The organism is Muribaculum sp. (assembly GCF_029051885.1).
Classification (GTDB): Bacteria; Bacteroidota; Bacteroidia; order Bacteroidales; family Muribaculaceae; genus Muribaculum.
This window is the reverse complement of sequence record NZ_JAIDKI010000187.1, coordinates 1-11,505: the sequence shown is the minus strand read 5'-3', so window position 1 is coordinate 11,505 and position 11,505 is coordinate 1. Positions and strand designations below refer to the sequence as shown.

Genomic DNA, 11,505 nt, shown 5'->3' with positions numbered 1-11,505 from the left:
CTCCTTCGTCACATGTCGAAAATCGTCTCAAGCTATACGACCCTGGCGGCAACATTTATTATTAAACAAGCTCTAAAGTTTTCTAAGTTCTACCTGAAGGCTACAGGCTTCTTTCCATGAAGACAGATGACTGTTCCATTCCGGTATATCTGCCAGCGGAATGCGCGTAGTCACTATATCCATACTCTTTGTCATAGTCACCGCGGCGCCATCGCATGCAAATGTGCATGTTAAACGCCCATACGGACATTCCGCCACATAATTTTCAGGCAACACGACACTATATCCGTCAGGAATCTCTACGACAGTACGCCTTTCTATCAATGCTGGCACTTTGAATTCAAAGTCAGCACGACGGTCGTCAAGATCAATACGTGAACCAAACGGCCCGTCAGAAGAATTCAGGTCAAGATACACCGCATCACCGGCTACGGTCACAGCCGACTTGTTATATACCGGAGCTGAAAGAGTCACAATGCCAGGCACAGAAGTGTCGTACTCAATGCTGTCCTCAAAAGCAATCACACGAGAATCCGGCACAAGCATCTTGGACAAAAGTTCATTCATATGCTGTCGGGGCACATTATTGAATATTGACACAAAGCGCTCGGCCATGTCCTCCTGACAGCGACGCACAGCCTTCCCGGCAAGGCCTTCAGAGGTAAGTCGGTAATCATACGTTATCACATCGTCCGATATACGTGCAGATTCCAGCGGTATATCCACCATCTGATATCCGTCAGGTAGTATCATCATGGCATCCTTCCCACGTATACCCCATGGAGTATGATGCATAGAAATCTGCCCGTTGGTCGGGTCAAGAAACAGCGAGGCACCGTTTTCGCCGGGGACAATGCATATCATATGGTTTGAAGCCGCCAGCGATGGATTTTCCGCAATCCCGTAGGGTATGGAACGCGTACCCACAATAGCCACATGTGCGTCGACCCCAACACGGTTGAGCAATGTGGCGAGCAACATTGACATACCCTTGCAGTCGCCATAGCGCTTGCGCAGAACCTCAGCAGGAGAATCCGGACGATATCCGGCCTCGCCTTCCTCAAAAGCCACATACCGTACATTGCTCTGTACATACCGATATATCCGCTCTATGCTTTTTTCACGGTCTTTCGTGTCGCCAAGTATGTTCCTTACAATACCTGCCGCATCCGGAATCACGGTATCCACGTCAAGAAGCCGGCGATGATAGCGGTAAAGCGAATCAGTATCCGGAAAATATCCCTTCACCATTATATATGGCAGAGAAGCCTTTGGCGACGGGGCCGACTTGTCATCGGCCGCAGGGCCGACATCGGTCAGTGTATACGTTATCCGACGAGAGCCATCAGGTGCCTTAGTCTCGGAGCGCACTATTCCCTCTGACGGAAAGTTCCTGTCGAGGAGTTCGATATCCGTAAGAGAAGCCGGAATCTCTACAGAGATTGTCTTATTGCGTATCGGATATTCGCCAAGAGGGAAAATACCGGTAAAATATGCCGGGTCTGTGAATGTGCGGCGAAACTGTGCTTTTGCCTTCTTATTGCTGCTGAGATAGAAATCAAAGTAACACACCTTACTGTCATCGTGGAATACAGACGGAGAATTCACATTACGGTACTGCGGCTTACCGCCAGATGCCTTATTGAGGCGTATGGTATTGTCATGAAATATGTGAGGCTGGATATTCTCCGAACGTCTGGTGGCAAGATACTCGTCGGCAACCGTATGTACTACCTCAAAACCATCTTTTACCGACACAAAACGATATACTTCCTTACCCTCGGATATCACAACATTATCGTCGGTAAGAGCGGCGCCGACAGGCATTATAGCTGTAATAGCGAGCGCTGTGGCAGATAAAATGCGTCTTGTCATGTAGAATAAGGTTAAGAATTTGTTTAAAACCCCTAATTTACGCACACGCCATCTAAAAAAGTGTGATTAAAATCACACTTTGCTATCAATATCCAAAAAAGAACATAAAGTCGGAAAAATCGACTATTTCCGCATACGTGTACGCATACGCGACAATGTCTCACGCGTCACCCCGAGATATGACGCTATTGCAGATGTCGACATCAAGGTCATGACCTCCGGCATACGGTCGAGGAGTTCGGCATAGCGCGACTCAACCGACTGACAACGATATGAAATACCTCTCATCATGAAGGCATAGGCTATGGCATACGTAAACCGAAGCCTGTAATCGGGAGATATCGTGTCCATATGGCTGACAACAGCATCCAACGCAAGCACCGATACCTCGGAAGTACACAATGCCTTCACGTCAAAACCTGATTTCCGTCCGGGCATCATGGAGATATACGCGCCTACCAGCTCATCGGCAAACGCAAGTGAGCATGTCTGGTCATCTCCTCTGTCGTCAGGTCTTATAAATGCAAATCCTCCGGAATTTACCACACCGATTTCAGGCGCATTCACACCAATCCTACAGAAACATTCACCCTTACGGTACACGCGGCATTCTCCATGCCCACGTATATAATCCCGCAGTGGCGCCATGTCAAATACATCATAAAGTTTAAGATCGGCCATATCGACAAAAAGTATACTGCATATGCAAGTCTGACACGGACAGCAACACCTCAGTGTGGATTACATGATTTTAGAACTCCAACAGGCGTGTCGACAGATTGAGCATAAAAGTGGTAGCACCGGTATGTGGCTGTGCCAAAGCTATCCCGACTGAAAATCTGCTCACATTTATACCGGCACATGCCGAAAATCCACTGAGCATATTACGGGAATATGTGCCCATGTCAGTGCGTGTCTTGTAGTTGTATCCCACTCCTATATATAATCTGTCGGACGGCAACCACTCCACACCGAATACAAGATGACGGAACAGATTGGAACCAAACGAATCCTTCTTCTCCATGTCGCTGCCGGCAGAGCCATCGCCGGCATCATAATAAGGCAGATGCCATTTTGTAAGATTCCATGCTGTCACCGACAGACGCAACGGCACATCGGCAAGCTGCTTGCTCAATCCAAGACGCAAATCCACCGGCAAGCGGTCATAGCTCTCGTTAAACCTCTTTATCTGGCCTCCGAGATTGGCCACAACAGCCGAGAGAGAAACGCCATTGTCGGGATTATAGTAATTGATTCCGAGATCGGTGGCAAGTGCAAACGCCGAATATGACTCATAGGCAGAATATAGCCCTTTGACAGTGATACCACCACGAAGAGTTTCGGTTATATCATGACTGTATGTAGCAGAAAATGCAATATCCTTGGCCGAAAAAGTACCGGTAATATTACCCGACACATCGGCTGCCTTCATATCACCATAGCCGAAATACTGTATCCCGGCCGCCCAGGCACTATGCTCTCCGGCGGCCATACCATACCTGACACCGGCGAAATTTGCCCCGCCCACATAGTGCATATAATTAAGCCCCAACTGATTACCCACCTCCGGACCCAGCAGACCCGGATTCTGGTCAATAGAGTTTATATCATCATCGACAATAGATATGTTCACACCACCAAGCCCATAAATCCGGCTTGACGATGTTATATTCAGAAAATTATATGCCGTCGAGCCATCTGCGGCACATACCGGAACCATTCCGCCGGCCACAAGCGCGACTATAAATGATATTATATGAAGTCGTATCGTCATTACTGTTACCATTGCAGGAACCGCGCATACGATTCCTGTATTTAAAAACGAATTTCTTCGCGCCATATTGCACTCCTCGCCCGTGAAAATGCAAATAAACTTAAAACATCGCTAAACAAATCGAAAATTGCGGACAGACTGTTGCATTTAACATAACGGCACTATAAATTTGCAGATGTTGAAAGCACGGACGCCTCTCTTACCGGCATTGCAGCTACATACCACTCACATGTTTTATGATTAAAAAATCTACTCACGACTTATCTCTACTGCCCCTCTCCACCATCCTGCTTATCGCGGCATTCATGTTGTCGGCACGCTCGGCCCATGCACAGATGAGACGCATAGCCGTGCATACCACCGACCAGTCGCTCGCCCTCACCGAAATAAACCCGGGCCATAACTTCTGTGCCGATGTAATCGAGGCATACGACTTCGAGACTGTCGATGAGCCGCCAACATTTCCCGGCGGATACGGCGCTCTGATGCAGTTTATCAACGCATCTCGCACATACCCTGCAGCCGCCTACGCCCGAAAGATACAAGGACGAGTGCTATGCTCATTTATCGTACAGCCCGATGGAGAGATTACCCACATCAATGTGCTGCGCAGCATCGAGCCGTCACTTGACAGAGAGGCCGTGAGGATACTTGACGAAATGCCACGCTGGCACGCCGGACGAATGGGAGGCAACAATGTGCCGGTCTACTGCATATTCCCGATAACATTCAGATTATAACCATATTATTTACCATATCAGATAGCGTGTCAGGAACCGGTTTCCTGACACGCTATCAACTTTATAGGGTTTTATCATCATTTTTCGGGAAATTAGTGTTATATTCGCAAACTAAATAACCACAAATACATTTTGATTATGGCAAACAAACGCAATCTCAAAAAGGCCGTAAAAGCCGTATGCGGCAACATAGCCGGCGAATGCATCATAGCCCGCAACCTCATCCCCGGCATCGACGCCGACAAGATGAATAAAACTGTAATCGAGATAGCCGATCTCCAGTACCAGACCATTGCCAACGTCTCATTCTCATTCGACAAAGGCAAAAAAGCGTTTGAAAACGCCCACGACTATAAGGTAGCCCGCGATAAATATTTCCGCAAAGCCTATACAAAGCTCACCTCCGACTTCAACAAAGGCATTGAAAATATCGTGGCTCAGATGAACGAAGCCCTTCCTGCCGCACAGAAAGAAGCCAACGTTGCCGCTGCTAAATAAAGGATATCCGACTGATTATGGGTTTATCCAAATGGCTGCTGCGTATGGCAGGATGGACGGTTGAATATACCGTACCCGACTATCCCAAATGTATAATATGCGTGGCTCCACACACATCCAACTGGGACTTCATACTCGGCGAACTGACCATACGCTCCATAGGCCGCAAGGCCGGATTTTTAATGAAAGAATCCTGGTTTCGCTGGCCTCTGGGGGTGATATTCCGCGCTATCGGAGGCATACCCGTGCCGCGCAAAAACAAAAAACAGTCGCTCACAGAGGTAATTGTAAGGAAATTCCGCGAATCCTCGCGCCTGGTACTTGCAATAACTCCCGAAGGCACTCGCAAGGCCACGGCAAAATGGCATAGCGGATTTCTCTACATAGCCCGCGACGCCGGTGTGCCTCTGGTACTCGGCGCCATCGACTACAAATACAAGCGTATCGTAGTCGACCGATGCTATACACCTACGGGCGACATCGAGCAGGATATGCGCAACATCAAGGAATATTATAGCCGCTTTCACGGACGTTATCCCGATAAATTCATTACCGATTAGCCAATGACCAGCAACAATCCAAGGCCTCACCTCAACGGACCGCTGACCGTAGCGGCAATCGGACTGGATATAGCTGTCTCCGACAAGAAATCCAACCTCAAGGCTGCATCAACAGCAATAGAGGCCGTTGCCGGACACGCCGACATAGCGGTTCTGCCTGAAATGTTTTCCACAGGATATATACTCCAGGCCGACACCGCCCGCAACCTTGCCGAGCCATCCGACGGCCCTACTATAGAATGGGCCGCCAGGCTCGCTTCGGCATGCAATCTGGCTATAGCCGGATCGTTCATCGCACTTGACCACGACGGACGGCTGTTCAATCGGGCATTCTTTACAGAGCCATCCGGAGAGACGACCTATTACGACAAGCACCACCTGTTTTCAACCGGAGGCGAGGACAAAGTTTACACTCCCGGACGAAAGAAGATACCGACAATACGATTCAGAGGCTGGAACATAGCATTAGCCGTGTGTTACGACCTGAGGTTTCCCGTATGGCTACGCAACAGCCACAACGGATACGACCTGCTCATTATAGTTGCAAACTGGCCCGACTCAAGAGCATATGCCTGGAAGCAACTGCTCATCGCACGTGCTATTGAAAACCAGGCATACGTAGTCGGATGCAACCGCACAGGAAGCGACGACTTCGGCAACTACTCCGGCACCTCTTCCATAATCGACCCCAAAGGGAAGACAATGGGCACTGAGGCACACTTGCCCGACGGAACACAATGTATCATGGGGCGGATATCCCACTCCTCACTCTACGAATTCCGCGAAAAATTCCCGGTACTTCTCCACGGCGACAGCTTTACAGTTGATTAACAATCAGCCTTACACGATTCAGGACAGTTACAAACAACTGCTCCCACCACAAATTAAAACAACATAAACAAAGGGGTGCCACTCCATAAAGTGTGCTGAGATTATACCCTTCGAACCTGACGCGGGTAATGCCGCCGAAGGGATTGTTTTCCATCCCGGACAACCGGGTCCGGATTCTTCCGGAAACAGGAGCAACACACACAGTCTCAGCACCGGAGCGACACTGCGGATTTTCAGACCATAATGCTGAGATACATACCCGTACTATCAATCGCAGGCTCCGACTCATCAGGCGGAGCCGGAATCCAGGCCGACATCAAGACAATGTCGGCAATAGGAGTATATGCCATGACGGCAATCACGGCAATTACCGTACAGAACACCCTCGGAGTAACAGCCGTACAGGCCATACGCCCGGATATAGTCACAGGGCAGATTGATGCGGTATTCGCCGACATCCCCCCTAAAGCCATAAAGATTGGTATGCTGTTTGACGCCTCTACGGCTGCGGCTGTAGCCGATTCGCTTGCATGCCACAAAGCCACAGGCATAGTGCTCGATCCGGTAATGATTTCCACATCAGGCTCACGGCTTCTCGCCGAGGATGCTGTCGACGTAATCGTGCGGCGACTTATACCGATGGCCGACATCATAACCCCCAACGCTATGGAAGCCGAAGCCCTTACCGGCACAAAGAATCCAGAAACACAGATAGAACGCCTGCGCGAAACGGGAGCGAAGTCAATCCTGATAAAGGGAGGTGACGCCGAGACTCTCCTCGACACCGTGACCGACTGGCTGTACACCCCGCAAAAAGGCATAATGAAGCTCCGGGTGCCACGAATACGCTCAGCCAACACCCATGGCACCGGCTGCACACTATCGTCGGCCATAGCATCATACATGGCTATCGGCCATGATATTACCGATGCCGTGATGAAAGCGAAAGAATACATATCAGGTGCCATCAAGGCCGGTGCCGATGTGACAATCGGACATGGACACGGCCCGGTAAACCACCTTTTCGCGCCGTCGGCCCTGCGCATAGACAAATAATTCTTACGTGCACACCCATCTTTTCCAACACCCCGTGCGTTCTGCATAAGAGAACATACTCTAACAAATACCACGATATATTATGGAAGTAACTGTCAACGACAAGAAAATAAACATACCCGACCATACCTCGCTCCAGGGAGCCCTTAATCTGGCCGGAATAAATCCCGAAGGTGTAGCCACAGCTCTCAATGGCGAAGTAGTGCCGATGATTCAACGCGACTCCACCATTCTCAAAGAAGGCGATTCAGTGCTTGTAATCCAGCCATTCTATGGCGGTTAAGCAGTAACCACTATTTTTTTGACCTAATTGACATGCTGAGGATTGCCATCACACCGCCCGATATACGCACCGGAGAAGCCGATGCTATAGCAGCCATACTTGATGCCGGATGGGACTTCGTACATCTGCGCCATCCCGACGCATCGTTGCGCGACATGCGCAATCTGATTGAAAGTATCAATCAGCGCAATCACTGCCGGCTCAAGTTGCATGGTCATTTTGATCTGCTGTGCGACTTCAATCTTGGCGGCATACACCTCAACCGGAGATACCCGGAAGCACCGTCCTACTTCAAAGGCAATATATCGCGTAGCTGCCACTCAATAGCCGAAGCCAAAGAATGCGCTCATGACTACGACTATATAACTCTGAGCCCGATTTTTCCGAGCATATCAAAGCCCGGCTACCATGGTTCTTTTACTGAGGAAGAACTATCGGACATTCCTCCTCACAAAGTGGTGGCTCTCGGAGGCATCACACCTGAAAGAGTGAGCGAGCTGCGTCGTCTGCCCTTCGCAGGATACGCCGTATTAGGCTACCTGTGGGATGATGTCGGCAATGCCGGCATATCAGAGCGTCTTGATGCATTCGCTCATATATAGTCAGCATCCTCAATCAGAATAATCATCTACACAATACATATGCTTCAATTTATCACACACCCGTCACCGCGTTTTTCAATCACGGAAGAGGTGCGACTTGTGCTCGAAGGGGGCTGCAAGTGGATTCAATTGCGCATGAAAGACGCATCTTACGACGAGATGCGTGCCACCGCGCTGGAAATAATACCCCTCTGCAAAGAGAACGACGCAATAATGGTAATCGATGACAACGTCAAGCTCACCGAAGAGCTCCGTGTGCACGGAGTGCATCTCGGCAAGAACGACATGCCGCCACGACAGGCCCGCGAGGAACTGGGTCCGCATGCAATAATCGGAGTCACTGCCAATACAGCCGATGATATCCTCGCCATGCGCGGAATCGATGTCGATTACGTTGGCCTCGGACCATTCCGATTCACCACAACCAAGAGCGCACTGTCGCCCGTAATCGGTCTTGACGGATACCGCGACATAATGTCGGCCATCCGCGCTGCAGGCAGCGAGCTCCCAGTAGTGGCAATCGGAGGCATCACCCTTGACGACATCACTCCTCTGATGGAAACAGGAGTCAACGGCGTGGCTATGTCCGGAGCCATAATCAATGCTCCCGACCCTACCGACTACACCGCAAAGGTGATAGAAGCTCTCAACCGCTATCAATAACACAATAATACACTCACATTATCAGCAATGGACAAACTTATAATCGGAGGACGTGAATTTACATCGCGCCTCTTTATGGGAACAGGCAAGTTCAGCAGCAACCGCCTCATGCTTGAGGCGATACTTGCCTCCGGTTCGCAGATGATAACAGTGGCCATGAAGCGTATCGACATGGACAATGCCGACACTGACGACATGCTTGCCCACATCAACCGCGACAATGTTCAGTTTCTACCAAACACCTCAGGAGTACGCAATGCAAAAGAAGCTGTGCTCGCTGCCCATCTCTCACGTGAGATTTTCCATACCGACTTCCTTAAACTGGAGATTCATCCCGACCCGAAATACCTGTTGCCCGACCCTATCGAGACACTGAAAGCCACCGAGCAGCTTGCCGCCGAGGGATTCCATGTGCTCCCCTACATTCAGGCCGACCCTGTGCTGTGCAAGCGTCTGGAAGATGTGGGCGCAGCTGCGGTAATGCCGCTGGGCGCTCCTATCGGCACCAATAAAGGCCTGAAGACACGCGACCTGCTTGAAATCATCATAGCAGAGAGCCGAGTGCCTGTGGTTGTCGATGCCGGACTTGGCGCGCCATCCCATGCCGCCGACGCATTGGAAATGGGTGCCGACGCCGTACTTGTCAACACTGCGATTGCTGTTGCAGGCGACCCTGTTGCCATGGCCGATGCATTCCGTCTTGCCGTAGAAGCCGGACGAAAGGCATATCTTGCCGGACTCGGACGCGTAAGCCACCGGGCCGAAGCATCGTCTCCACTCACATCCTTTCTATCATAAAGATACACCAGCATTCATCCCGATATGAAAATCAACGACATCGACGTACGCAACTACCCGTCGTCGGAAAAAGTATATATCCACGGCAAACTCCACGATATCGACGTCCCCATGCGCCGTATCGACCTTACCCCGACTGTAAAGATTGTAAATGGCGAAAGACTCACACGCCACAACGACCCGGTCTACGTATATGACACATCAGGCGTATACACCGACCAGTCAGTGACCGTCGACATCAACCGCGGAATCCCGCGCACACGCGAAAAATGGATTGCAGCTCGCGAAGACCTCGAACAACTCCCTGAAATAACATCGGAGTACGGACGCCAGCGCGAGGCCGACAAAAATCTCGACTCCATACGCTTCGCCCACCGTTATGCGCCGCGCCGCGCCAAAGAAGGTTGCGCCATAACTCAGATGGCTCTTGCACGCCGAGGAGTAATCACACCCGAAATGGAGTATGTGGCCATCCGCGAGAATCTCAATAACGAGGCCCTTGGCATCCACTCCGACATCACCCCCGAAATGGTACGCGAGGAAGTAGCGGCCGGAAGGGCTGTGATACCGGCCAACATCAACCACCCCGAGAGCGAGCCAATGATTATCGGCCGGAAATTCCTTGTAAAGCTCAACACCAATATCGGCAATTCAGCCCTGTCGTCGGGCATAGAGGAAGAGGTCAGCAAAGCCGTATGGAGCTGCTATTGGGGCGGCGACACACTGATGGACCTCTCGACAGGCGACAATATCCACGAAACACGCGAATGGATAATCCGCAACTGCCCCGTGCCGATGGGTACAGTGCCCGTATACCAGGCCCTGGAGAAAGTCAACGGAGATGTGGCGAAACTCACATGGGAGATATACCGCGACACTCTCATCGAACAGGCCGAACAAGGCGTCGACTACTTTACAATCCATGCCGGAGTGCTTCGCCGTCATGCCGACCTCATCTCCGAGCGCCTTACCGGAATCGTGAGCCGAGGAGGGTCAATCATGACTCAATGGGCCGTAATGCATGGAGAGGAAAACTTCCTTTACACACATTTTGATGAAATCTGCGAGATACTTGCCCGCTACGATGTAGCCGTATCGCTGGGCGACGGCATGCGCCCCGGCTCAATCCACGATGCCAACGACACTTCACAGTTCCTTGAACTCGATGTGCTAGGCGAACTCACCGAGAAGGCCTGGGCCCACGGAGTGCAGGTGCTGATTGAAGGCCCTGGACATGTGCCCATGCATAAGATCCGCGAAAACATGGATCGCCAGATATCATCGTGCCACGAAGCCCCCTTCTATACCCTCGGCCCGCTTACCACCGACATCGCTCCCGGCTACGACCATATCACCTCTGCCATCGGAGCCGCACAGATTGCGTGGATGGGTACTGCAATGATATGCTACGTCACTCCCAAAGAACACCTCTCGCTCCCCGACCTCGAGGATGTACGCAACGGCGTGATTGCCTACAAGATTGCAGCACATGCGGCTGACCTTGCCAAGGGACACCCCGGAGCACAGGTACGCGACAACGCCATGAGCCGCGCACGCTACGAATTCCGGTGGAAAGACCAGTTCAATCTCTCGCTCGACCCCGCACGTGCCCGCCAATATTACGTAGAGAGCCACAAAGCCGACGGCGACCACTTCTGCACAATGTGCGGTCCCAACTTCTGCGCCATGCGCATATCACAGTCTGTCGCCGACGACTGCGCACGTTAACATCTCGGTTTCTTAGAAACTGTTTAAGAGCTTGTTTAATAATAAATGTTACCGTCAGGGCGGTCAATCGTCGAGCATATTTTCGCTTGTGATGAGG

General features: G+C 50.9%; 13 protein-coding genes and 1 riboswitch. Of the genes, 10 read left to right on the top strand and 3 right to left on the bottom strand.

Going from position 1 to position 11,505, the window contains the following annotated elements:
• Positions 1-72: 72 nt before the first annotated feature.
• From K2I50_RS08025 to porQ, 3 genes are all read right to left on the bottom strand, one after another.
• The gene (locus tag K2I50_RS08025) at positions 73-1,875 is read right to left on the bottom strand and encodes a transglutaminase-like domain-containing protein (protein ID WP_301025818.1); all 1,803 of its coding nucleotides are present in this window, start codon (positions 1,873-1,875) and stop codon (positions 73-75) included.
• A gap of 123 nt (positions 1,876-1,998) precedes the next feature.
• Entirely contained in the window at positions 1,999-2,556 is a 558-nt protein-coding gene (locus K2I50_RS08020) for a Crp/Fnr family transcriptional regulator (RefSeq protein ID WP_301025817.1), read from the bottom strand.
• 70 nt (positions 2,557-2,626) lie between these two features.
• A complete protein-coding gene (gene porQ / locus K2I50_RS08015) occupies positions 2,627-3,649 on the bottom strand; it encodes a type IX secretion system protein PorQ (protein WP_301025816.1) in 1,023 nt (340 codons plus the stop codon).
• 236 nt (positions 3,650-3,885) lie between these two features.
• Between porQ and K2I50_RS08010 the strand changes: the two genes are divergently transcribed.
• The 10 genes from K2I50_RS08010 (at position 3,886) to thiC (ending at position 11,408) form a co-directional block, all read left to right on the top strand.
• On the top strand, positions 3,886-4,389 hold the full coding sequence (locus K2I50_RS08010) for an energy transducer TonB (protein WP_301025815.1): 504 nt from the start codon (positions 3,886-3,888) through the stop codon (positions 4,387-4,389).
• 138 nt (positions 4,390-4,527) lie between these two features.
• Complete coding sequence (locus K2I50_RS08005) at positions 4,528-4,887, top strand: hypothetical protein (RefSeq protein WP_301025814.1); 360 nt, start codon at positions 4,528-4,530, stop codon at positions 4,885-4,887.
• A 17-nt stretch (positions 4,888-4,904) separates the two neighbouring features.
• Positions 4,905-5,447 carry a 1-acyl-sn-glycerol-3-phosphate acyltransferase gene (locus K2I50_RS08000; RefSeq protein WP_301025813.1) on the top strand — a complete coding sequence of 181 codons (543 nt, stop codon included), beginning with the start codon at positions 4,905-4,907 and terminating at the stop codon, positions 5,445-5,447.
• A 3-nt stretch (positions 5,448-5,450) separates the two neighbouring features.
• Positions 5,451-6,278, top strand: coding sequence for a nitrilase-related carbon-nitrogen hydrolase (locus K2I50_RS07995; protein WP_301025812.1), 828 nt, complete (start codon positions 5,451-5,453; stop codon positions 6,276-6,278).
• Positions 6,279-6,339: 61 nt separating this feature from the next.
• Positions 6,340-6,438: riboswitch (TPP riboswitch) on the top strand.
• An 83-nt stretch (positions 6,439-6,521) separates the two neighbouring features.
• Positions 6,522-7,334, top strand: a complete 813-nt coding sequence (thiD, locus tag K2I50_RS07990; protein ID WP_301025811.1) for a bifunctional hydroxymethylpyrimidine kinase/phosphomethylpyrimidine kinase — start codon at positions 6,522-6,524, stop codon at positions 7,332-7,334.
• Positions 7,335-7,416: 82 nt separating this feature from the next.
• Positions 7,417-7,617, top strand: a complete 201-nt coding sequence (gene thiS, locus K2I50_RS07985) for a sulfur carrier protein ThiS (RefSeq protein WP_301025810.1) — start codon at positions 7,417-7,419, stop codon at positions 7,615-7,617.
• Between the two features lie 32 nt (positions 7,618-7,649).
• The gene (locus tag K2I50_RS07980) at positions 7,650-8,219 is read left to right on the top strand and encodes a thiamine phosphate synthase (protein ID WP_301025809.1); all 570 of its coding nucleotides are present in this window, start codon (positions 7,650-7,652) and stop codon (positions 8,217-8,219) included.
• A gap of 33 nt (positions 8,220-8,252) precedes the next feature.
• Complete coding sequence (locus tag K2I50_RS07975; protein WP_301025819.1) at positions 8,253-8,882, top strand: thiamine phosphate synthase; 630 nt, start codon at positions 8,253-8,255, stop codon at positions 8,880-8,882.
• Between the two features lie 27 nt (positions 8,883-8,909).
• On the top strand, positions 8,910-9,680 hold the full coding sequence (locus K2I50_RS07970; RefSeq protein WP_301025808.1) for a thiazole synthase: 771 nt from the start codon (positions 8,910-8,912) through the stop codon (positions 9,678-9,680).
• Between the two features lie 24 nt (positions 9,681-9,704).
• Positions 9,705-11,408 carry a phosphomethylpyrimidine synthase ThiC gene (gene thiC / locus K2I50_RS07965; RefSeq protein WP_301025807.1) on the top strand — a complete coding sequence of 568 codons (1,704 nt, stop codon included), beginning with the start codon at positions 9,705-9,707 and terminating at the stop codon, positions 11,406-11,408.
• Positions 11,409-11,505: the final 97 nt, after the last annotated feature.